The 22,291-nt window shown below is 51.1% G+C and carries 20 protein-coding genes; 5 read left to right on the top strand and 15 right to left on the bottom strand.

Annotation, left to right across the window (positions count from 1 at the left end):
* Positions 1–271: 271 nt before the first annotated feature.
* The 3 genes from K0I63_RS10155 to K0I63_RS10145 form a co-directional block, all read right to left on the bottom strand.
* A complete protein-coding gene (locus K0I63_RS10155; protein WP_220083337.1) occupies positions 272–1,021 on the bottom strand; it encodes a tRNA-uridine aminocarboxypropyltransferase in 750 nt (249 codons plus the stop codon).
* Positions 1,022–1,190: 169 nt separating this feature from the next.
* Positions 1,191–2,504, bottom strand: coding sequence for a CDP-diacylglycerol--serine O-phosphatidyltransferase (gene pssA, locus K0I63_RS10150; protein ID WP_220083336.1), 1,314 nt, complete (start codon positions 2,502–2,504; stop codon positions 1,191–1,193).
* A gap of 11 nt (positions 2,505–2,515) precedes the next feature.
* Positions 2,516–2,848: a DUF1904 domain-containing protein gene (locus tag K0I63_RS10145; protein ID WP_220083335.1), complete on the bottom strand. Its 333-nt coding sequence runs from the start codon at positions 2,846–2,848 to the stop codon at positions 2,516–2,518.
* Positions 2,849–3,078: 230 nt separating this feature from the next.
* Here K0I63_RS10145 and K0I63_RS10140 point away from each other — a divergent pair, with 230 nt between their 5' ends.
* Together K0I63_RS10140 and dacB are read left to right on the top strand one after the other, a co-directional pair.
* Positions 3,079–3,255 (top strand): hypothetical protein, encoded by a 177-nt coding sequence (locus K0I63_RS10140; protein ID WP_220083334.1) that lies wholly within the window; start codon positions 3,079–3,081, stop codon positions 3,253–3,255.
* 34 nt (positions 3,256–3,289) lie between these two features.
* Positions 3,290–4,909, top strand: coding sequence for a D-alanyl-D-alanine carboxypeptidase/D-alanyl-D-alanine endopeptidase (dacB, locus tag K0I63_RS10135; protein WP_220083333.1), 1,620 nt, complete (start codon positions 3,290–3,292; stop codon positions 4,907–4,909).
* Positions 4,910–5,017: 108 nt separating this feature from the next.
* On the opposite strand, the gene K0I63_RS10130 is transcribed toward dacB, so the two are convergent.
* The 10 genes from K0I63_RS10130 to aroA form a co-directional block, all read right to left on the bottom strand.
* Positions 5,018–6,769, bottom strand: coding sequence for an acyl-CoA dehydrogenase family protein (locus tag K0I63_RS10130; protein WP_220083332.1), 1,752 nt, complete (start codon positions 6,767–6,769; stop codon positions 5,018–5,020).
* Between the two features lie 162 nt (positions 6,770–6,931).
* Positions 6,932–7,474: a DUF2058 domain-containing protein gene (locus tag K0I63_RS10125; protein WP_011865758.1), complete on the bottom strand. Its 543-nt coding sequence runs from the start codon at positions 7,472–7,474 to the stop codon at positions 6,932–6,934.
* A 38-nt stretch (positions 7,475–7,512) separates the two neighbouring features.
* Positions 7,513–8,328 (bottom strand): SDR family oxidoreductase, encoded by an 816-nt coding sequence (locus K0I63_RS10120; RefSeq protein WP_220083331.1) that lies wholly within the window; start codon positions 8,326–8,328, stop codon positions 7,513–7,515.
* Between the two features lie 63 nt (positions 8,329–8,391).
* Positions 8,392–9,087 carry an orotidine-5'-phosphate decarboxylase gene (gene pyrF / locus K0I63_RS10115; protein ID WP_160793343.1) on the bottom strand — a complete coding sequence of 232 codons (696 nt, stop codon included), beginning with the start codon at positions 9,085–9,087 and terminating at the stop codon, positions 8,392–8,394.
* Between the two features lie 35 nt (positions 9,088–9,122).
* Entirely contained in the window at positions 9,123–10,283 is a 1,161-nt protein-coding gene (gene lapB, locus K0I63_RS10110; protein WP_220083330.1) for a lipopolysaccharide assembly protein LapB, read from the bottom strand.
* A gap of 1 nt (position 10,284) precedes the next feature.
* Positions 10,285–10,602 (bottom strand): LapA family protein, encoded by a 318-nt coding sequence (locus tag K0I63_RS10105; RefSeq protein WP_041407148.1) that lies wholly within the window; start codon positions 10,600–10,602, stop codon positions 10,285–10,287.
* A 122-nt stretch (positions 10,603–10,724) separates the two neighbouring features.
* Positions 10,725–11,012 carry an integration host factor subunit beta gene (gene ihfB, locus K0I63_RS10100; protein WP_011865753.1) on the bottom strand — a complete coding sequence of 96 codons (288 nt, stop codon included), beginning with the start codon at positions 11,010–11,012 and terminating at the stop codon, positions 10,725–10,727.
* Positions 11,013–11,084: 72 nt separating this feature from the next.
* Complete coding sequence (gene rpsA, locus K0I63_RS10095; protein ID WP_011865752.1) at positions 11,085–12,752, bottom strand: 30S ribosomal protein S1; 1,668 nt, start codon at positions 12,750–12,752, stop codon at positions 11,085–11,087.
* 99 nt (positions 12,753–12,851) lie between these two features.
* Positions 12,852–13,544 (bottom strand): (d)CMP kinase, encoded by a 693-nt coding sequence (gene cmk / locus K0I63_RS10090; RefSeq protein ID WP_220083329.1) that lies wholly within the window; start codon positions 13,542–13,544, stop codon positions 12,852–12,854.
* A 174-nt stretch (positions 13,545–13,718) separates the two neighbouring features.
* Entirely contained in the window at positions 13,719–14,999 is a 1,281-nt protein-coding gene (aroA, locus tag K0I63_RS10085; protein WP_220083328.1) for a 3-phosphoshikimate 1-carboxyvinyltransferase, read from the bottom strand.
* A gap of 389 nt (positions 15,000–15,388) precedes the next feature.
* Between aroA and K0I63_RS10080 the strand changes: the two genes are divergently transcribed.
* Positions 15,389–16,579, top strand: a complete 1,191-nt coding sequence (locus K0I63_RS10080) for an amino acid aminotransferase (RefSeq protein ID WP_220083327.1) — start codon at positions 15,389–15,391, stop codon at positions 16,577–16,579.
* Between the two features lie 67 nt (positions 16,580–16,646).
* Here the strand turns inward: K0I63_RS10080 and serC are convergent, their stop codons facing one another.
* Positions 16,647–17,741, bottom strand: coding sequence for a 3-phosphoserine/phosphohydroxythreonine transaminase (gene serC / locus K0I63_RS10075; protein WP_220083326.1), 1,095 nt, complete (start codon positions 17,739–17,741; stop codon positions 16,647–16,649).
* A 130-nt stretch (positions 17,742–17,871) separates the two neighbouring features.
* Complete coding sequence (gyrA, locus tag K0I63_RS10070) at positions 17,872–20,511, bottom strand: DNA topoisomerase (ATP-hydrolyzing) subunit A (protein WP_144199271.1); 2,640 nt, start codon at positions 20,509–20,511, stop codon at positions 17,872–17,874.
* Between the two features lie 253 nt (positions 20,512–20,764).
* Here gyrA and ubiG point away from each other — a divergent pair, with 253 nt between their 5' ends.
* Positions 20,765–21,553, top strand: coding sequence for a bifunctional 2-polyprenyl-6-hydroxyphenol methylase/3-demethylubiquinol 3-O-methyltransferase UbiG (gene ubiG / locus K0I63_RS10065; RefSeq protein ID WP_258406987.1), 789 nt, complete (start codon positions 20,765–20,767; stop codon positions 21,551–21,553).
* Complete coding sequence (locus tag K0I63_RS10060; protein ID WP_220083324.1) at positions 21,546–22,265, top strand: HAD family hydrolase; 720 nt, start codon at positions 21,546–21,548, stop codon at positions 22,263–22,265. Before ubiG ends, K0I63_RS10060 begins: the two co-directional genes overlap by 8 nt.
* The last annotated feature ends 26 nt before the right edge of the window (positions 22,266–22,291 follow it).

Raw genomic sequence — 22,291 nt, 5'->3', positions numbered from 1 at the left:
CAGCCCATTAAGAGGAAGAGAAAGAGCACGAGTGAGTAGCCGCCCGAAGAGAAACTATGCCTGCATATGCGCAAGTTTCTATGTAAAGGTATATTTAACATAGCTACTCCTTATTTTGTTTGATGCTACACCCCGTTGAGCAAGCCTATATCGAATAACCTCAACTCAAACACGCCCAACCTCTGGCATAGCCCCTTATTTCACTATATGAGAATATTCCCCTCGGCGCAAAAATCAGACAGGCTTGTGACTTTAAGGTCTACTTTAACGTTTACTTTAACGTCTCTAGGAATGCAGTTTTTAAACTGTCGAGCGACGCCAGATCTTTAGGGCTCTTACGGCTGCGGCTATAGAGGGATGATTCGATAAACAGCGAGAACCAGGCTGACAGACTGGCTGCATTCTCGGGCTCTGCGGCAGCGCTAAGTACCAGACTCGCTACCTCGGCGGTACCGAGTTGAAAATCTCGACTCCCCTTGCGCAGGCCATATCGCGCCGCGGCGTCCGGTGCAAACGACAGCATGGGCAGATGGTGCAGATAGTCACTCTTGTTAAACATCTTGATCGCCTCACGCCAGCTGCCATCGAGCAGCACAAACAGCGGGCGTTTGATTTCCGAGGCTAAGCGCGTTTTCAGCGCTACATCGGGTACCACGGCCTGAGATGGCATGGCATATTCGCTGGGGAAAACCAGATAAGGTTGATATTCGGGAGATTCGAGTAGCGCCAGGAGTTTGCGATTAGTCCGAGTGCGATCCCAGATATAGGCATGGGTATCGGGGATCAGATCGGCAATTAAGCGCCCAGAATTACTGGGTTTTAACACCTCATCGTCATACATCACCAACAAAAAACTAACCTCGGATTGCAACTGCGCGCGGGTATCGCAGGTGCAGTAGCGCTGAGCCAGCAGGCAGGCCTCACAGCGCTCAAGGTTTTTCCCCCGGGCATTATAGGGCCGAGTAGAGATCGCCTTTCGATATTGGTAGCGCTGATGTACCGCATGGGGAGGAAGTGTCATTGGGTAACCTATTAAAAACTTGGGGCTTACTCGTCATGGCTTGCCTGGTTAAGTATAACGCGGGCAACGCCATTTAACTCTCATTCATAAAAAAGGCGAACCATGATGTTCGCCTGTTTTTACGCTAACTCACTATCTATGCGCGACGACTACTATTCGCCTTCATGCTTTACAAGATACGGCGTAGCAGGAAATCGGCGCGCAAACGTCTGATACGATTCATGATCTTGCGTACCGGCTTAGGGTAGTTATTTAGGGTATCTATCTGGCTGTAATGATAGAGGCGCTCGGTATGCTCGAGGATGTGCGCCTGTTCCTGTTTAAACTCTTCGGTCCAGGCTTGGGTCTCATCTTGCAGCAATAAGCCGTTTTCTAAATCCAGCGCCCAAGCTCTTGGGTTAAGGTTAGAGCCAGTGATCAGATGCAGGCGATCATCGGCACTAATCCCTTTAAGGTGATAGCTGTTGCGATCATGCTTCCACAAATGAATGTTGAGTAGCCCGGCATCGATGGCCCATTGCTGGCGCTTGGCAAATTTACGCAGCGATTGCTCATACATGTAGGGCAAGGCACCGATAGTCGAAAACTTCTCTTCTGGCGGAATGTAAAAGTCATTAGCCGTCTTATCGCCAACTACAATGTCGATTCGTTTGCCTTTTCGCAGATGCTTAGCAAGCGCTCTGGAGAGAATATAAGGCGGATTAAAATAGGGGGTGCAGATAAACAGTGAGCGCTGAGACTGGGATACCAGATCGATCACTAGCTTGTTTAGCTTATTCTTCTTGCGCCCTAAACCAACCACAGGTGTGATGCGATTGCCCGTCTTGGTACTCGCAAAACGATATTTGGCCTTAGCCAGACGCTGTTTCAGGCTGCGAACATCATTTTTTTCCGGCAGCTTTTCGGTCGCCTTGTCTTGGGTGAGCGAAGTCACGGCTCTGTCACTGGCGATGTACTCCATCACCATGTTACGCATGGATTCAGCCAACGGCTTAGATTCGATTACATGGTAACGGTCGAAACGGTATTTCTCGCCCTGGTGAAGATAGATGTTATTCAGGCTGGCACCGCTGTAGATGACAGTGTCATCTATGATGAAGCCTTTAAGATGGAGTACGCCCATAAATTCACGGGACTTTACCGGTACGCCAAGAATATTGATCGGATGCTCTGCGGCGTTAACCACCTCTTGGTACATGAGGTAGTTGCCGCTGTCACCCTTATGGCCGATAAGCCCTCGTCTGGCACGATGAAAATCCACCAAAACGGTAATATCCAATTCGGGTCTGGCTGCCTTGGCCGCCATCAGGGCAGCCAATACTTCCCTGCCCGCCTCATCATCTTCAAGATAGAGTGCGGCAAGGGTGATCGCTCGTTTAGCGTTCGCGATCTGTTTGAGTAGTTCGGCTTTAAGCGCCGCAGGCGTTAGCAACCAACGTATGGCGTCGGCGGGTAACGCAATTCCACCTAGCTTATCCAGCAAGGTATCCTCCTTTAAAAATGCTGCCCATCACGGTAGTAGCATTGTGGCGTGAGCGCCATAAACATGATTGAGATATGTTTTGCAGGCGAATAGTGCGCTAATACGGCCTGACGAATGATCTGCTCTACTGCGTGACGAATTTCGGGATCTTTAGGAAACCAGAGCACCTCGACTTGCACGAATATCGTATCGACCTTGCCGGCGCGATAGCTGACGCTTGGCTCCCAGTCTAAGGTGAAGCTCTCAGCCTTGATTTGACAAAGGCTTGCGAGCTCATCGAGTAAGGTCTCACTGATTCGACATACCGCCTCTTGCGGTAAACCGCGCATACGAATGTGTGGCATACTGGTTCCATCCCAAATCTTAAGGGGTAGAAATTACCCATTTACCGGGTTTGGGGCAAGGGTTTTCTGTCGTTGTCAGTCGCACTTGAGACAAACCGGGTTAAAATTAAGCAGAATCAGCGGCTAAAGTGCTAAGTTTTGCATCCTTAGTCTTAATTCTCGTTTAACGCTCCGACATCGGACGTAAAACACCTTACAATAGGCTTATCCATCTTCGTTTAGGTTCCAGCATGAACAAAACCATTCTTCTTACCTTGGCATTAACCCTGTTAACCGCATGGGGCATCTTTCATTTTAAGGCGCAGCTCGGTTTTCTGGTGTTGCCGCTCTTTATTGTATTAGTGCTATTTGTGACCCTACGTTTATACCGTTTGATGGAAAAAGATGAGCCTTCAACGGACGATTAGCCAAAACCGAAAACAAGGACCTGTTTCGACGCTTATGTTTACAAGATTGACTAAAGGGCTAAGCGCCCTTCCCCTTAATTTCCCAAGCTTGCTGACTAAGGCGATTCCGGCTGCAAAACCATTCGCCTTGTCTCTAGCTGTCGCGGCTGCCTTAATACCTACAGTCAGCAATGCCGATGCCGACGTTAACACCTATCCCAATACCAAGCAGCTTGATAGCAAGGGTTATGAGAATCAAAGCTACTATGACAACCTCTTGTCGGTGATCGCGCCGCCTCACTCGCAACTGTCTATTTTGGCCCAGGATCTCTCCAATAATGAGATACTGTATCAGCACAACGCCGATACCCTAGTGCTGCCTGCCAGTACGCAAAAATTACTCACGGCCGTCGCCGCGATGCGGGTATTGGGTGAAGAGTTCAGCTTTGCTACTCAATTTTCAACCAAAGGGCGCTTGTCTCACGGTGTGTTGACGGGCGATCTCTATCTCTCCTTTAGTGGCGACCCCACCTTAACCACAGACGATCTACGAGCTATGTTAAAGAGCTTGAAAGATGCAGGCATTCATACCGTTAAGGGAAATCTCTTGCTTGTGGGTCAAGCCAAGGAGCAGACGCGAGCCCCCGGCTGGGTGTGGGACGATCTCGGGATCTGCTACGCTGCGCCGGTATCCAGCTTTATCGTCAATCAAAATTGTGTCAAGGGCCAGTTAAAGCCAAAGTTGGCAAGTAATGCCGGCCAACTCAACTTTCCGCGATATCTGCCCATCAAGGTATCGACAACGGCGGTGTTTGATAAGACGCAGCAAGAGCCCTTCTGTGAACTCAACTTAGCTAGGCTGCCCGATAACCATTACCACATCAGTGGCTGTTATCCGGGTGATAAGCCACTTAATCTGGCTATCGCCGTGGATGATCCAGCGCTCTACGCCAAAGAGATGCTAACGCGCATGTTAAAGAGCGCCCACATCAAAATGAGCGGGCAAGTGGCTATCGCCCACAGAACGCCAATAGGCCTTAAGCCCATAGTGGCCCACAAATCGGAAGGACTCGAGACGCTACTTCGCACCATGCTGCTGGATTCAGACAACTTGATTGCCGACAGCCTGTTTAAAGCCGTAGGCGCACACTATTACAATGTTCCAGAAAGCTTTCATGCCGGTGCCAGGGCCGTTAAGGCGATACTCGAGGCGGACGGGATAGATCTCAGCCACTCGCAGATCATCGATGGCTCGGGCCTTTCTCGCTATAACCTTATCTCGGCCAGGCAACTGGCTGAGGTCCTGGGCCTGATGGCGAAGGATGAAAAATTACGCCACCTCATTGAGCTGCTGCCGGTCGCCGGGGTTAGCGGTACCCTCAACTATAAGCGCGGCTTTCATCAAGCTCCCTTGATGAATAAGGTTTCTGCCAAGACAGGTTCGATGCAGGGTGTCGATAATTTAGCGGGCTACCTTCAACTCGATGCAAGTCACCAATTGCTCTTCGTGGTCATGGAAAATGGCCAGAGCCAGAAGAGTAAGAAGCAAAGTCCTGCCCCCTTTAGCGCCCTCTTCCTGCAAAGCCTGCTGGATAATCAAGGGCAGACAGTCAAAAGCCAAGGTAATGAAAACGAGGATAAGAAGAGCAACCCAAAAACGCTCAGTGCGAAATAACATGCACTTAGTAAAATATGCTTATAAACATGTGCTTAGTAAAATAGCTGAAATAAAAAACGCCCGGGCCTAATGAACCGGGCGTTTTCATTTTATTAAATCTAGCTGCTAAAACAGCTCTTCTGCCATCGCCATCACGCTGGCATCGCCGGCGTTGACCTGCGCCAGATGATAGTCGACCTTAGGTAGCAGCTTGGTCAGATAGAAGTCGGCCAGCTGTTGTTTCGCCGTGCTAAAGCTTGCATCTTGGTGATCGGCAGCCCTATCGGCCATCAATAACCAGAAATAGCCATAGACCAGATGACCAAAGGCATCGAGGAAATCGACGGCGCAGGCGTTGATCAAGGCCGGATTGCTTAGCTTGTTGGCGTTGATATATTCACCGCTTGCGAGCAAGGCATCGAAACGCGAAGTGATAAGCGCCTTTTGTTCATCACTCACATTGGTCATGGCTGTCAGCTGACTCTGGCACTCGGCAACAAACTCAGTCAATGTACGCAGATCGTCTCCCGTGGTCTTTCTACCCAGGAAATCGATGGCTTGAATACCGTTTGTACCCTCATAGATCTGGGCGATACGGGTGTCACGAACCAGCTGCTCGATACCTGTCTCGCGAATATAACCGTGACCACCAAACACCTGCTGGGCCATCACGGCGGCATCCAGGCCTCTGTCACTCAAGAACGCCTTGGCAACGGGTGTAAGCAGGCCGACATAGCGCGCCGCCTTCTCCTGCAACTCTCCCTCGGCATGTTTAGCGAGATCCAGTTGCTGACCGGTAAACACCGACAGTGCGCGCCCGGCTTCTGTATAACAGCGTATGGTCATTAGCATGCGGCGCACGTCACCGTGAACCAAGATAGGATCGCTGGCATTGTCGCTGCCACCTGCGGCCTGCCCCTGTAGACGCTCCTTGGCATAATCGCTGGCCATCTGGTACGCCGCCTGAGATGTGCCTAGACCTTGAATGCCAATCGCCAGACGCTCATAGTTCATCATGGTGAACATGCATACTAAGCCGCGGTTCGCCTTACCGATGAGATAACCCTGGGCATCGTCGAAGTTCATCACACAGGTTGCCGAGCCCTTAAGCCCCATCTTGTGCTCGATAGAGCCTACGGTAACGCCGTTGGTTTCACCTAGCTCGCCGTTATCATCTACCTTGATCTTAGGCACCAAGAAGAGTGAAATACCGTTCGAGTCTGGCAGCTTTGCCAGTACCAAGTGAATGACGTTTTCGGTGAGATCATGGTCGCCGCCGGTAATGAAAATCTTACTGCCAGAGATAAGATAGCTGCCATCATCCTGTGGCATCGCCTTGGTGCGAATGTTACGCAGATCTGAACCCGCCTGTGGCTCTGTCATGTCCATGGCCCCGGCCCATTGACCCGAATAGAGGTTAGGCAGGTACTTCTCTTTTAGCTCGTTACTGCCGTGGGCATTGATACAGAGGGCTGCACCCGCGGTGAGTGAACCATACAAGGTAAAAGCGTTACAGGCGCTATAGGCCATCTCATCGACCAGCACGCCAAGCATCTTAGGCATACCCATGCCGCCAAACTCAGGATCGCCGCATAGCCCTACCCAACCGCCTTCGGCATATTGGTCATAAACCTCACGATAGCCATCGGGTGTGATCACCTTAGCATCTTCAAAGCTTACGCCTTGCTCGTCACCGGGACGGTTAATAGGATGAATAAGATCCCGTGAGATCTTCTCGGCCTCATCGAGGATCGCCGTTGCCGTATCCATATCGACGGTCTCGGCCAAGGCCGCTAGTTCACCCCAAGTTTGTGGAGCATCGAACACGCGCTCCAACAGAAATTTCATGTCGGCCAATGGCGCCTGGTATGGATTCATCTCGCCTCTCTTAAACGTTAGATTAAAACAGCTGTTTTAATCTATCTCAGTTGCGGCTGAGAATAAAGCCCTTTAGTCAAATATTGTCCGCCAGCGCAAATAAAAAAGCCCCGCGTAGATTGCGAGGCTTCTTAAGTTACAGCTAGTTACCAAATGAGGGACTTACCACATCAGGTCGTCTGGGATCACATAATCTGCGTATGGGTCGTCTTCTTCCACCACTTGGGTGGCATCTTCTGCCTGCCACAGGTAACCGCACCAGTCGGGCACCAGCAGGTTAACCCGCTCGGCAAGCTTATGGGGAACCAGGTAGCTCACCTCTTCGTGGCGAACTATCCCTAACTGGCCGTTGAGTAGTTGGCTCTGCAGTTTTTCGCTCACGTACAGGCTAAAGATCTTAGTGCCTAGCGTGTAGTTAAACTTAACTTCGGCATCCTTTGGTGGTTCGATGGCGCAGCGCTTAAATTCGGTGATTAACCCGCGCACCTGGCCCTTCTCCATCGCCTCGGCGAAGCGTTGCTCGTTTAGCGCCTTATCCTTATCTATCTGGGCTTGTTTCTTTGCGGCTATCTCTTGTTTCAAGGCCTCTGAGCCATCATCGACCTTAGCTTTACGATCGCGACGCTTCTGGGTCTTGGCATCGCGAACCTTCTGTTTGCTGACCAGGCCAGCCTTGAGCAACTGCTCTTGAAATGGGTTTGCCATCTTTCTTCTCACTCATTGGGTAACACTATCTGCGCTACCTACTTCTCTTTAGGTTGTTGGGCCAATTTACCTAACTGACTCATGGCCATGCTGGCACCGCCGAGGGACCAACCGCCATCTACTGGCAACACGGTGCCGGTAATGTAACTGGCCATTTCTGATGCGATAAACATCACCGCATTGGCTATATCATCCGTGCTGCCGTTTCGCTTAAGGGGCACGCTTTGGGCAACGGCCTGCTGCAGTGCATCACTAGGTGCCAGGCGATTGAATCCTTCTGTGCCGCTGATTGGACCGGGTACTATGGAGTTAACCCTGATCCCCTCGACTCCCCACTCCAGTGCCAGACTCTTGGTCAGCATGTCGACGCCGGCCTTGGCCGCGCTCACATGGGACTGCATCGGCATGGCGATATAGGCCTGAGGCGCCGAGATCTGCACTATGGCGCCGCCGGGGCGACGCATCAAGGGGTAGGCCTGCTTGAGCACCTGAAAACTGCCCAACAGATCGATATCCATCACCGACTTAAAACCGTTTTCGGATAGTTCTGCCGCCGTCGCCGGGAAGTTTCCGGCCGCGCCACTGACCAGCACATCCAATTGGCCATAGGCATCGGCTATCTGCTTAAAACCAGTCTTAAGCGCCTCGAGATCCCGAACATCGAAGGCGACGCCAAGCATATTACCTTGACCATTAATCTCGCGCAGCGCCTCTACGGCCGCATCGACCTTTTCCTGACGTCGGCTGGCCACGGCAACATTAGCGCCCGCCTTTGAAAAAGCCTTGGCGATACCCAGGTTAATGCCACTGGTACCGCCCACTACAAAGACGTTTTTCCCTTGATAATCGAACATCTTCTTTCCCTGTCTAATAAAACCTTAAGAGTTAAATTAGGAGGCTCGAAGTGTCAGGTCAAGCTATTTAAGCGATGCATGGATCTCGGTCAATGCCGCGAGTGGATTAGCTGCCTTGGTGATAGGACGGCCAATCACCAGGTAATCGGAACCCGCTGCCAGCGCCTGCGTCGGGGTCATCACGCGATGTTGATCGCCCTTGTCGCTGCCGGCTGGGCGAATCCCCGGCGTAACCAACTTAAAGTCGGCGCCAAATTCGGCCTTTAGCATGCTGGCTTCCTGAGCCGAACAGACGATGCCGTTCAGTCCAGCCTGTTTGGTGAGGCTGGCCAGACGCTTAACATGCTCTGCAGCAGGTACATTGATGCCAAGCAGCGCCAGCTCTTCATCACTCATTGAGGTCAGTACCGTCACGGCGATCAGCAGCGGCGCCTTGTCGCCATAAGGAAGCAGCGCCTCGCGAGCCGCCTGCATCATGGCGAGGCCACCACTGGCATGCACGTTAGTCATCCACACCCCTAGCTCTGCCGCAGCGGCGACGGCCTTGGCTACGGTGTTCGGAATGTCATGGAATTTGAGATCCAGAAAGAGGTCAAAGTCGCGACTGTGGATCTCTTTAACCAACTCAGGACCAAAGAGGGTGAACATCTCTTTGCCTATCTTGAGCCGGCACATGTTGGGGTCGAGCTGATCGATGAGCTGCAAAGCTTCGGATTTATTATCGTAATCTAGCGCCACTATAATAGGTTTGTTACTCATGCTGTTCTCCTGTTGCTTTGCATTTTATTGTCTATTTACTCCCCGTCGAGTCCGCGGATCCGCTTGATGGTGCCCCAACTCTTACAGGAAGGACAATGCCAGTAGAGGGTGTGGGACGGGAAACCACACTCGATACAGCGGTAACTGGGACGGAATTTTATCTGCTGCTCGACCAGCTCGGCGAGCATGTTTAAACTCTGTTTTGCCTGACCATCTTCGGCGTGTTGGATCTGCATCTTCATCAGATGCTGGAAACTCTTCATGGTCGGATGGCGATAGAGGCCGTCGAGGATCAACTTCTCGGCATCTTGGGTTTCACCCTGAGTGATCATCTGCTGTGCCAAAGTGATGGCCACACTCGCACCAGCCCCCTGCTCTAACGCTTCGCGTAGCAGTTCGCGATAGGCGCCGAGATCCTCGGTCGATTGATAAACTTCTTTGGCGATGGCGAGCGCTTCGGGAAAGAGTTCGATATCGGCATCTTTCAGGCGGCAGAGCATCTCCTTGGCACGGCCAAATTCCTGCTGAGCGAGGAACAGCTTGGCGCTGGTTAACATGGCGCGGCCACATTGGGGATCTTGTTTTATCGCCTGTGACAGGTGTTTAAGCTTGAGCTCGCTGTCGCTGGCCTCATCAGCAAGCTCACAATAGAGATGGGCCTGCAGGTGTTTGAGCGATTGCTGACGCTTACGCTTGAGGCTCTTGATGATATCGATAGCCTTCTGCCAGTCTTTGGTCACTTGGTAGATGGCGATCAGCTGATCTTCGGCTTCTTCGCTGTGATCTTCCTGGCGAACCAGATTAAGGAAGATCTCCTCGGCCCTGTCGTAGAAGCCGGCGGCCAGATAGTCTTTGCCCAGCTCCATCATGGCGATGTCACGCTGCTCGGTTGTCAGTGTTGGGCGGGCAATCAGGTTTTGGTGAATACGGATCGAGCGATCTACCTCACCTCGCTTGCGAAACAAGGAGCCGAGGGAGAGATGGGTATCTATGGTGTCGTCATCCACGTCCAGCATGGAGATAAAAAGATCGACCGCCTTGTCAGATTCATTAGACAGAAGGAAATTAAGACCGGTAAAGTAATCGCGGCTTAACTGCTTACGTTTACTATTCTGCTTATGCCTGATACTACGGCGACCCATGTACCAACCGTAACCGGCGGCTATGGGTAACAACAGAAACAGAATCTCTAACATATTAAGCGTTTACTTCCTTCGCTTGATGTTCGATTTGGGTAGATGGTGGGAGTATCTCAACCGGTAACTTGGCTTCTAACTGCTCTAATTTTTTGTTGGCCTTGCGCAGTTGCAGCCTTACCTTAGTAATATGGTAAATGGCAAACAGCCAGCTAACCAGGAAGCCCGCCAGAAACACCACTCCGAGCACGACAGGCAGTCGATATTCACCCTGAGCGACAAAATAACTGATGGTCACCAGCTGTTCGTTGCGTGCACCAAACAATAAAGCCAAGACGAAAAACAGGGCGACAAGCACGGTCGCGATAAATGACTTCACGTTACTCTCCATAAACCCGTGGTGGTGGGTTGATTATCCAAGAAATTTAGCGAACTAGCTAGCCATACCTAGAATTTAGACATAAAAAAACCTCCTTTCGGAGGCTTTTAAAACAATGTCATTTACGAGTTGATAGCATCAACGCGCTCACGCAGTTCTTTGCCAGGCTTAAAGTGCGGTACATACTTGCCTTCCAGCTCAACTGAAGTGCCAGTCTTAGGATTACGGCCTGTACGTGGTGCACGATAATGAAGGGAAAAACTACCAAAGCCACGGATCTCGATACGGTCACCGCCTTCCAATGTCGTTGCCATCTGCTCCAACATCTCTTTAATAGCGCTTTCTACTTCTTTTGCCGACAGCTGCGACTGCCTAGTGGCAAGTTTTTCGATCAGTTCGGATTTAGTCATCCTGTACCCTCTATAATCAAGCCAAACACAGTCACCTAGCGGGGACGTTGCCATCCCCGAACTTCAGGCGAATTATTTGCGAGCCGCTTTGAACGCTTCAGCCATGGCATTGCTCATAGCAACGTCATCTTGCTTGTTCAAGTTAGCCATCGCTTCCTTCTCATCAGCTTCGTCTTTCGCGCGGATAGACAGGCTGATAGAACGGTTCTTGCGATCAACACCCATGAACTTAGATTCAACAGTGTCACCTACTGAGTATACAGTAGATGCATCTTCGATGCGCTCACGAGAGATGTCAGAAACACGTAGGTAACCTTCTACAGTTTCAGCCAACTCGATAGTAACGCCTTTCGCGTCTACTGCAGTAACAGTACCAGTTACGATAGCACCTTTCTTCTTATCTGCAAGATAAGCGTTGAATGGATCGTCTTCAGTCTGCTTAACGCCTAGGCTGATACGCTCACGCTCTGGGTCAACTGACAGTACAACTGCGCTGATTTCGTCGCCTTTCTTGTAGTCAGATACAGCTTCTTCGCCAGTACCGTTCCAAGAAATGTCAGACAGGTGAACCAGACCGTCGATGCCGCCGTCTAGACCGATGAAGATACCGAAGTCAGTGATAGACTTGATCTTACCAGTAACCTTGTCGCCTTTCGCGTAACGCTCTGCGAAATCATCCCATGGGTTAGTCTTACATTGCTTCAGACCTAGAGAAATACGACGACGCTCTTCATCGATGTCCAGAACTAGAACTTCAACTTCATCACCTAGGTTAACAACCTTAGATGGGTGGATGTTCTTGTTAGTCCAATCCATTTCAGACACGTGTACCAGACCTTCAACGCCTTCTTCGATTTCAACGAAGCAGCCGTAGTCAGTTAGGTTAGTTACGCGACCAGTCAACTTAGTGTTTTCTGGGTAGCGCTTGCTAATTTCTAACCATGGGTCTTCGCCAAGTTGCTTAAGACCTAGTGAAACACGAGTGCGCTCACGATCGTACTTAAGTACTTTAACGTTGATTTCGTCGCCAACGTTTACGATTTCAGATGGGTGCTTAACGCGCTTCCAAGCCATATCTGTGATATGTAGAAGACCGTCAACGCCACCTAGGTCAACGAATGCACCGTAGTCAGTCAGGTTCTTAACGATACCCTTAACTGCTTGACCTTCTTGTAGGTTTTCAAGTAGCGCATCACGCTCTGCACTGCTTTCAGATTCGATAACAGCACGACGAGAAACAACAACGTTGTTACGCTTCTGGTCTAGCTTGATAACCTTGAATTCTAGTTCTTTGTTTTCTAGGTGAGCAGTGTCGCGAACTGGGCGAACGTCAACTAGAGAACCTGGTAGGAATGCACGGATACCGTTTAGTTCAACGGTGAAACCGCCTTTAACCTTACCATTGATGACACCGATTACAGTTTCAGCATCTTCGTAAGCTTTTTCTAGAACGATCCAAGCTTCGTGGCGCTTAGCTTTCTCACGAGAAAGTTGAGTTTCACCGAAACCATCTTCAACAGAGTCAAGGGCTACGTCAACTTCATCACCAACAGCGATTTCTAGAACGCCTTGAGCGTTTTTGAATTGGTCAGCTGGGATTGGGCTTTCAGACTTAAGGCCAGCGTCAACCAGTACCATACCGTTCTGGATTGATACTACAGTACCACGAACGATAGAACCTGGACGGAACTCAAGTTGTTGAAGGGATTGTTCAAATAGATCAGCAAAAGATTCAGTCATGTTAATTTACTTTAAGTAATAAACCACGGCCCATCCTAGACGTGGAGTCAGATTAATCATTTGTCGCATCCATGTGACAAATCGTAACGACCCAGCTCCCTAGAGAACAAGATCAGGTAATTTTTCTTTGATGTGAGAGAGCGCAAGCTCAACTACTTCATCAATGCCTATGCCAGTCGTATCGATCACCAGCGCATCCTCGGCAGGAACCAGAGGAGCGACCGGGCGATTCATATCACGCTCATCGCGTTCAACGACCTCGGCCAAAAGACGGTCGATATTAACATCGAAGCCCTTGTCCTGCAACTGATTATAGCGCCTTTGGGCCCTTTCCTCAGCTGACGCGGTTAAATAAAGTTTAGCTGGAGTTGTGGGAAAAACGACCGTGCCCATGTCGCGACCATCAGCGATCAAACCTGGCGCCTCGGCAAAGGCGCGCTGACGACGAAGAAGCGCCTCACGAACGCGAGGGAAAGCCGCGACTTTTGAGGCTGCATTCGAGCACTCCTGGCTACGGATGGCGTGGGATACATCCTCGCCTTCCAGAACCACTTTAATGCCGTTGCCCTTAGCCGTAATGAATTGCACATCTAAATGCGCGGCTAACAGGGCCAGCGAGGCTTCGTTATCTAACTCAACGTTATGGTGAATTGCCGCTAGGGCCAAGACACGATATATGGCACCGCTATCAAGCAGCTTCCATCCTAAACGCGAAGCAAGTATCTGACTAATAGTGCCTTTACCTGCACCGCTTGGGCCGTCAATAGTGACGATGGGAGCCCGTTGTGACATATGATTCTCCAAATTAAATCTATCTTCCCTAAAGATCCTGAATGTCGTCCACGAAAAAACTGCGCGCGCATTATAAACTAAAAGCAATCATAAAGCGGCAAAAAGTTACGAATTAACATAATTGGATCACTTATTATCGCGGGTCAAAAACACTGACCCGCGATGAGACTGAGTCTACTGGGCAAGCGCCGCAAACTGGGCGAAGTAGTCGGGGAAGGTCTTAGAAGTACAATCGGGATCGTTGATGGTAATGCCACAATCGGCAAAGGCCATCAGCGAGAAACACATGGCCATGCGATGATCGTTGTAGGTATCGATATCGGCCGTATTTAACAGAGCCGGCGCCGTGACGCGAATATAATCATGGCCCTCTTCTACCTCGGCACCGACTTTTCGCAGCTCGGTGGCCATGGCAGCGAGACGGTCCGTCTCCTTGATGCGCCAGTTGTAGATATTACGCAGCGTCGTGGTGCCTGTGGCAAACAGCGCCGCAGTCGCTATGGTCATGGCTGCATCCGGGATATGATTCATGTCGAGATCCACCCCGTGTAGCGGCGCGCTTCTGGCGATGATGAAATCATCACCCCACTCTATCTCTGCGCCCATAGCCTCGAGCACATCGGCAAACTTCACGTCACCTTGAATGCTTTTCAGCCCAACGCCGGTGACCTTAACCTCGCCTCCCTGGATGGCTCCCGCCGCCAGGAAGTAAGACGCCGATGAGGCGTCTCCTTCAACCAACACAGTGCCGGGAGAGACATATTTCTGGCCTGCAGGGATCTCGAAGCGCTGATAGTCGTGATTAATAACCGTCACACCAAACTGCGCCATCAACGCGATAGTGATGTCGATATAAGGTTTGGAGACCAGCTCGCCTTTAATCTTGATATTCACCTGGGCCTTGGCAAGCGGTGTCACCATCAGCAGCGCGGTTAAAAACTGGCTGGACAGGTCACCAGCGATCTCAACATCGCCGCCATTGAGTCCGGTTGCATTGATGGTCAGCGGCGGAAAGCCGGGCTGTTTCAGGTAGCGTATATCGGCACCCAGTGTGTTTAGGGCATCGACCAGGTCGCCAATGGGACGCTCCTCCATTCGCGGCTCACCGGTTAAGGTAAACTCGCCGCTGCCTAATGTCAGCGCAGCACATAAGGGGCGCATCGCCGTACCGGCATTACCCAGAAACAGTGTCTGAGCTGCGTCGCTATTGATCGCGCCGCCCAGCCCCTCGAGTTCGCAAACCCGGTTATTGTCAGACAATTGATAATTAACCCCGAGCTGCTTGAGGGCAGTAAGCATGTGACGAATGTCGTCAGAATCGAGCAGATTGGTCAGTCGGGTTTTCCCTTCAGCTAAGGTCGCCAATAACAGGGCGCGATTAGAGATACTCTTAGAACCGGGAATATTCACGGTACCATGAACCTTAGATATGGGATCGAGTCGTAGTTGTTTCATTAATCACTTCTTAATTGGTTGCAGCCTGAATCGACCGCGGATTATTGATACTGTTAGATACTAAAAACTTGCCATCACGACAAAATGGCCATCTGCTCAATAGACCTGAGCCTCGTGGTTATAAAATTACTGATTGAGGCGGACTATTCAACCCTTTTTTACGATTTATGGCCTTTAATGAGTAATTTTCTTTCTTAGCACTTTGCATGCTCACAAAAAATCGCCAAAAGCAGACCCGTCTCCCGCCACTGGCATGAAAATTTGCCAAGTTTAAGTTTCGATAAAATCTCGCCTTGCGCTGTAAATTCCGCGCGAAATTAGTTTATCCTAAGGCTACGCACAGCGAAGGCCATTTAGGGCCTATAACAAGACATAAGGTAGTTGGAGCCATGTTCGAGAATCTTTCCCCTATGCCCGCCGATCCTATCCTAGGGCTAATGACTAAATTCCGTGAAGATCCACATTCAAATAAGGTGGATCTGGGTGTAGGTGTATACAAGGATGAAGCGGGAAACACCCCGATTTTAGCTTGTGTCAAACGCGCCGAGCAGCACCGTATCGACACAGAGGCAACCAAAGTTTACATTGGCCCAACAGGTTCTCCTGCCTTTAACCAGCTGATGGGAGAACTGGCGTTTGGCCAGGACAACCCTGCGCTGCTGGCCGATCGCATTCGCACCGTATCGACTCCGGGCGGTACGGGCGCCCTGCGCGTCGCGGCCGATTTCATTAAACGCGTTAATCCAAATAGTGTGATCTGGGTAAGCGACCCCACCTGGGCCAACCACACGGGTCTGTTTGAGGCGGCCGGTATTAAGGTTAAGACCTACCCTTACTACGACTATCAAAACAATACTCTTAAATTTGACGAGATGCTGGCGGCCCTTTCCCAGATTGGCGCCGATGATGTGGTTTTGTTCCACGCCTGCTGTCATAACCCAAGCGGCATGGACCTCACTAACGAGCAGTGGGATCAGGTGATCGCGCTGACCAAGCAACAGGGGTTCACACCGCTCATCGACATGGCCTACCAAGGCTTTGGCGATGGTGTCGATGAAGATGCCTACGGCGTGCGCCAGATGGCTGCTAACGTCGATGACATGATCCTGTGTAGCTCTTGCTCGAAAAACTTCGGCCTCTATCGTGAGCGTATCGGCGCCTGTTCTATCGTCGGCAAAGACAGCCATTCGGCCAATGTGGCCTATTCGGTGCTGCTCTATGTGGTGCGCTGCATCTACTCTATGCCGCCGGCTCATGGCGCCGCCATCGTCGAGACGATTCTGGGCTCCAGCGAGCTTAAACAGCAATGGCTAGATGAGTTGAAGATCATGCGCGATCGCATTAACGGCAACCGCGCCATGCTTGTAAATAAGCTGATCGAAAAAGGCGTCACCCGAGACTTTAGCTTTATCGCCAAGCAAAAAGGCATGTTCTCCTTCCTCGGTGTTACCCCAGAGCAAGTCGCTAAGCTTCAGGCGGGTCACAGCATATATATGGTCGATTCCAGCCGCATCAGCATCGCTGGTATTGGTGAAGGTAATGTGGACTATCTGGCGGAGTCTATCGCCAAGGTGTTGTAATACAGCCTGAAAACTCATAAAAAAGGGGACCATCTGGTCCCCTTTATGTTTTGATGTTTTTTTAAAGCTAAGCCGCGTGTTTTTCGGCGAAGGCTTTCATGAAGCTCACCAAGGCCTCGACACCCACTAATGGCATGGCGTTGTAGAGGCTGGCGCGCATACCGCCGACACTGCGATGACCTTTTAGCGCCACTAAGCCTGCGGCCTTAGCCTCGGCTAAAAACGCCTCGTTCAACGACTCATCTTTCAGATAGAAGGTCACGTTCATTTTCGAGCGGTTAGCAACCGCGACGCGGTTTTCATAGAAATCGCCGCTGTCGATATAGGCATAGAGCGTCTCTGCCTTACGATCATTGACCTTGGCAACCTCTGCCACCCCACCCTGTGCCTTGAGCCACTTAAAGACTTCGGCAGCCAGATACCAGGCAAAGGTCGGCGGTGTGTTGAACATGGAGTCATGTTTTACCGCTAGGCGATAGTCCATGATAGATGCCTGGGTGAGCTGCGGATACGCGAGTAAGTCGTCGCGAACGATGACGATGCTTAAGCCCGATGGTCCGATATTCTTCTGGGCGCCGGCATAGATGAGTCCATAACGGCTGACATCTATCTCGCGAGACATGATATTTGAGGACATGTCGGCAACAATCGGCCAGGGCGAATTAATCTCTTCAAAAATTTCGATACCATCTACCGTCTCATTTGGGCAGTAGTGCAGGTAACGATAATCTTGTTTGACCTCATTAAGATCTGGCACCACGATACGGCTGATACCATTGACTTTTTCGACAATGTTTAAGGTATCTATCTGGGCGTCGCCGGCCAACTTCTTGGCTTCTTCAACCGCCGCAGATGACCAGCTGCCATCAACAAGATAGAGGGCCTTACCCTGTTCACCCAATAAATTATTCACGACTGCGGCGAACTGTCCGCGACCGCCACCATGCATAAATAGCACATGGTAGTTGCTGGGAATATTCATCAAATCTCTGATGTCGGCCTCGGCCTGTTCGGTAAGCGCGATAAACTCTTTACTACGATGGCTTATCTCCATCACGGAGACACCCTGCCCATTCCAATCCAATAACTCCTCTTGTGCTTTTTGCATCACGGGCTGAGGTAACATGGCCGGCCCTGCACAGAAATTATATGTCGCGCTCACTGCTTTCTCCTTTGCTCTTCTTTCAACTGTGTTGCGTCAGATTAAATGCCATTGGCGTATTTTATTATCGGGTTTCACTTGCCAAAACAAAACGAGCGCCCATAAGGACGCCCGTTAATTTCGCTAAACGTTATTCATTTGGCTCAACGTCTGGCTCGGCCTCGGGCGCTTCGCCTTCGACTTGCTGCTCATCGACAGTATCCGTGATGATAGGGTTGCCCTCTTCGTCAAACTCCTGTTCATCTTGGATCTCATCGATACGCTGCAGCCCAACAACCGTCTCGTCGGTTGCCGTACGGATAATGGTCACACCTTGAGTGTTACGACCAATAGTCGATACGCCAGATGCTGGTGTACGAACCAGGGTACCCTTATCGCTGATCAACATGATCTCGTCGTTTTCGAGTACTTGTACCGCCCCGACGACGGCGCCGTTACGCTCGCTCACCTTGATCGAGACTACACCCTTGGTCGCGCGGCTCTTAGCTGGGTATTCATCCAGCTCGGTGCGCTTACCATAACCATTCTCGGTAACGGTCAGGATTGCACCGTCGTTCTTAGGTACGATGAGTGAGACTACGCTCTGGCCATCTTCGAGCTTGATACCGCGAACACCTGTTGCGGTGCGGCCCATGCCACGAACCTGATCTTCGCTAAAGCGAACGACCTTACCTTCGTTAGAGAAGAGCATCACCTCGTTATCACCGTTAGTGATATCGACGCCAATCAGCTGGTCGCCATCTTTCAGGTTAACGGCGATAATACCGTTGGCTCTCGGACGAGAGTATTGATCCAGCGAGGTCTTCTTCACGGTGCCGTGAGAGGTCGCCATGATCACATACTTGTCGGCATCGTAATCACGCACCGGCAAGATAGCGGTGATGCGCTCACCTTCCGCCAGCGGCAGCAGATTGATGATAGGGCGACCACGAGCCTGACGACTTGCCAGCGGAAGCTGGTACACCTTGAGCCAGTACATCTTACCGAAGTCAGAGAAGCACAAGATGGTGTCGTGGGTGTTGGCAACTAGCAGTTTCTCGACGAAATCTTCATCTTTCACCTTAGTCGCGGCTTTACCCTTACCACCACGGCGCTGAGCCTGGTAATCGCTCAAAGGCTGATACTTGGCGTAACCCAGATGCGACAGGGTCACGACCACATCTTCTTCGTTGATCAGATCTTCGAGGCTGATGTCGACCGCAGAGGCGTTAAGCTCGGTGCGACGCTCATCGCCAAACACTTCTAGCACTTCCTGAAGCTCTTCTTTAATCACTTCCATCAGACGCTCAGGGCTGCGGAGGATATATAGCAGGGCTGCGATTAGCTCTAGCAGCTCTTCATATTCGCTTAGGATCTTCTCATGTTCCAGACCGGTCAGCTTGTGCAGACGCAAGTCTAGAATCGCCTGAGCCTGTTGCTCGGTCAGGTAGTAGAGGCCATCACGAATACCGAACTCTGCCGACAGCCACTCAGGACGCGCCGCATCATCACCAGCCTTCTCCAGCATGCCTTGTACATTGCCAAGGGCCCAGCCTTGAGAAACCAGCTTAGTCTTGGCTTCGGCAGGGGTTGGTGACGCCTTGATCAGTGCGATGATAGGGTCGATGTTGGCCAGCGCAATCGCCAGTGCTTCAAGGATATGAGCACGTTCGCGAGCCTTACGCAGTTCGAATACGGTACGACGGGTCACCACTTCACGACGGTGAAGGATGAAGCACTCGAGCATCTCTTTAAGGTTAAACAGCTTAGGCTGACCATTGGTCAGGGCCACCATGTTGATACCGAAAGAGGTCTGCAGCTGAGTCTGGGCGTAGAGGTTGTTGAGGATCACCTCACCCACTTCGCCGCGTTTTACTTCGATAACGATACGCATACCGTCTTTGTCTGACTCGTCGCGCAGGCCGCTGATGCCTTCGATCTTCTTATCTTTTACCAGCTCGGCGATCTTTTCGATCAGACGTGCCTTGTTTACCTGATAAGGGATCTCGGTAACGATAATGCGCTCACGACCGTTGTCTTCAGTCTCAACGGTTGCGCGGGCACGCATGACCGCCTTACCACGACCCGTCTTATAGGCATCTTCGATACCCTTACGGCCGTTGACGATCGCCGCCGTTGGGAAGTCTGGCCCTGGAATATGTTCCATCAACTGCTCGATAGAGAGACTTGGCTCATCGATCAGTGCCAAACAGCCGGAGATCACTTCTGACAGGTTGTGAGGAGGAATGTTGGTCGCCATACCTACGGCGATGCCCGATGAACCATTCACCAGCAGGGCCGGAATACGGGTTGGCAGTACCGCTGGGATCTGCTCTGTACCATCATAGTTAGGTACATAATCTACGGTTTCTTTCTCTAGGTCAGCCAGCAGTTGATGCGCCAGCTTGTCCATACGAATTTCGGTATAACGCATGGCCGCCGCAGCGTCGCCATCGACCGAACCAAAGTTACCCTGGCCATCGACCAAGGTGTAGCGCATAGAGAAAGGCTGCGCCATACGAACGATGGTGTCGTAAACTGCAGAGTCACCGTGTGGGTGATATTTACCGATAACGTCACCGACGACACGCGCCGACTTCTTATAAGGTTTGTTCCAATCGTTCTTCAACTCGTTCATCGCGAATAATACGCGGCGATGAACCGGCTTTAGACCGTCACGTACATCGGGTAACGCACGGCCAACGATCACGCTCATAGCGTAATCCAAATATGAATTCTTTAATTCGTCTTCAATATTAATTGGTGTTATAGATGAAGCCAGATCAGTCATAAACTGCTCGATCCCTTGAAATTTAGCCGACAAAATACTGCTTAAAAACCAGGCAATATTTTACCAAGCCTGAAAACGTGATTTGGCATTCTAACACAGATATTTAAAGGCGCTAGACCCTATTGAAATTTCACGCCAAATATCTGTTTACCACCCAAAACCCCGCCTCGTTTTGACCAAGATGAGCGCTTTAACAGCAATCTGATGACTAAGCAGACATTTTCGCCGGGTTCTCCTTTGTTTATCTAAGGCGATGGGTATAATAGCTACATCATTTATTCCCTTCAGAGGACTCTCCGTGTCTAACCTTTCTGAGACAAATTTTTCTGAGACTAATAATGCCAATGTCGATCCACAAGAAATCGCTAAGTTTGAGAAGATGGCTGCCACTTGGTGGGACCCCGAAGGAGAATTTAAACCCATCCATAAGCTCAATCCCCTGAGACTTAACTATATCGACCAAGCTGTAAGCGGTCTGTTTGGTAAGCGTGTGCTAGATGTCGGCTGCGGCGGCGGTATTCTCTCTGAGAGCATGGCACGTCTGGGCGCCAAGGTAGATGGTCTGGACATGGGCGCCGAGCCCCTCGATGTCGCGAAACTGCACGCCTTAGAGATGGGCGTTGAGATCAACTATATCCAGGACACGGCGGAGCATCACAGAGATAGTCATCAGGGCCAGTATGATGTGGTCACCTGTATGGAGATGCTCGAGCATGTGCCCGACCCAGCCTCTGTTATCAAGGCCTGTAGCGACATGGTTAAGCCTGGCGGCTATGTGTTTTTCTCGACCATTAACCGCAACATCAGAGCCTATGTAGAGACAGTCATTGGCGCCGAGTACCTGCTTAAGATGCTACCGGTAGGCACCCATGACCATAAGAAGTACATCAAGCCTGCCGAACTTATTGGCATGGCGGATGCGGTAGATCTCGAGTGCGTCGATGCGACCGGCATCACCTACAATCCGCTAACGGAGATTTTCCGCTACACAAAGTCGTTGGATGTCAACTATATGATCGCCACGGTTAAGCAGGATGACTGATCAAATCCTGCCAGGTGCTAACGCTGAAACGATTGAAGGTAAGCGCACAGCTACTAGGCCAATAAAAGGTGTGCTGTTTGATCTCGATGGCACCCTAGTGGATACGGCGCCCGATCTCGTGCTGGCGCTTAACTTGGCGCTAAAAGACTTTGGGCTGCCGAGCCAACATCTTGAAGATATTCGCTTTGCCGCTTCCCATGGAAGCTTGGCGTTAGTTAGCGCCGCCCAGCCTCATCTTAATGATGAGGAAAAAGCGGCCATCCAGCAGGCGCTGCTTGAGCACTACCATAATGTTAACGGCCAAGAGGCCAAGCTGTTTGATGGCATGAGCGCCCTGCTCGAGCACCTTAGCGGCCAGCAGATCCCCTTCGGGGTGGTCACCAATAAGGCGGCGCGTTTCGCGAGGCCTTTGCTGCACAGGCTTGATTTAGCCAACAAGATGCCGGCCATCATCAGCGGCGACTCCACCACACAGAATAAACCCCATCCGGCGCCTATGCGTCTGGCAGCGTCGCAAATTGGCGTCAGCTGCCAGGGAGTTCTCTACCTAGGCGATGCCAAACGTGACCTCGAGGCTGCTCGCAATAGCGACATGCTGGGGGGCATCGCCCATTGGGGTTATATTGGAAACAATGATCAGGCGCACCTCTGGCCTCACGACTTTGGCTTCGACACCCCAGTCTCCGTGCTTGAACTCCTAAGACAGGGCTAAGTGGCGGTTAAGTCGTGCATAAGTCA

The sequence above is a fragment of the Shewanella rhizosphaerae genome (genome assembly GCF_019457655.1).
GTDB lineage: Bacteria > Pseudomonadota > Gammaproteobacteria > Enterobacterales > Shewanellaceae > Shewanella > Shewanella loihica.
Note: the sequence above shows the minus strand (reverse complement) of the source record. Positions and strands in the feature narration are given on the sequence as shown.

What these genes read in the sequence shown, in the direction of transcription:
- K0I63_RS10155 (WP_220083337.1), bottom strand. Translation starts at nt 1,021, where the DNA reads ATGACACTTCCTCCCCATGCGGTACATCAGCGCTACCAATATCGAAAG.
- K0I63_RS10145 (WP_220083335.1), bottom strand. Translation starts at nt 2,848, where the DNA reads ATGCCACACATTCGTATGCGCGGTTTACCGCAAGAGGCGGTATGTCGA.
- K0I63_RS10140 (WP_220083334.1), top strand. Translation starts at nt 3,079, where the DNA reads ATGAACAAAACCATTCTTCTTACCTTGGCATTAACCCTGTTAACCGCA.
- dacB (WP_220083333.1), top strand. Translation starts at nt 3,290, where the DNA reads ATGTTTACAAGATTGACTAAAGGGCTAAGCGCCCTTCCCCTTAATTTC.
- K0I63_RS10130 (WP_220083332.1), bottom strand. Translation starts at nt 6,769, where the DNA reads ATGAATCCATACCAGGCGCCATTGGCCGACATGAAATTTCTGTTGGAG.
- K0I63_RS10125 (WP_011865758.1), bottom strand. Translation starts at nt 7,474, where the DNA reads ATGGCAAACCCATTTCAAGAGCAGTTGCTCAAGGCTGGCCTGGTCAGC.
- K0I63_RS10120 (WP_220083331.1), bottom strand. Translation starts at nt 8,328, where the DNA reads ATGTTCGATTATCAAGGGAAAAACGTCTTTGTAGTGGGCGGTACCAGT.
- pyrF (WP_160793343.1), bottom strand. Translation starts at nt 9,087, where the DNA reads ATGAGTAACAAACCTATTATAGTGGCGCTAGATTACGATAATAAATCC.
- lapB (WP_220083330.1), bottom strand. Translation starts at nt 10,283, where the DNA reads ATGTTAGAGATTCTGTTTCTGTTGTTACCCATAGCCGCCGGTTACGGT.
- ihfB (WP_011865753.1), bottom strand. Translation starts at nt 11,012, where the DNA reads ATGACTAAATCCGAACTGATCGAAAAACTTGCCACTAGGCAGTCGCAG.
- rpsA (WP_011865752.1), bottom strand. Translation starts at nt 12,752, where the DNA reads ATGACTGAATCTTTTGCTGATCTATTTGAACAATCCCTTCAACAACTT.
- cmk (WP_220083329.1), bottom strand. Translation starts at nt 13,544, where the DNA reads ATGTCACAACGGGCTCCCATCGTCACTATTGACGGCCCAAGCGGTGCA.
- aroA (WP_220083328.1), bottom strand. Translation starts at nt 14,999, where the DNA reads ATGAAACAACTACGACTCGATCCCATATCTAAGGTTCATGGTACCGTG.
- K0I63_RS10080 (WP_220083327.1), top strand. Translation starts at nt 15,389, where the DNA reads ATGTTCGAGAATCTTTCCCCTATGCCCGCCGATCCTATCCTAGGGCTA.
- gyrA (WP_144199271.1), bottom strand. Translation starts at nt 20,511, where the DNA reads ATGACTGATCTGGCTTCATCTATAACACCAATTAATATTGAAGACGAA.
- ubiG (WP_258406987.1), top strand. Translation starts at nt 20,765, where the DNA reads ATGGGTATAATAGCTACATCATTTATTCCCTTCAGAGGACTCTCCGTG.
- K0I63_RS10060 (WP_220083324.1), top strand. Translation starts at nt 21,546, where the DNA reads ATGACTGATCAAATCCTGCCAGGTGCTAACGCTGAAACGATTGAAGGT.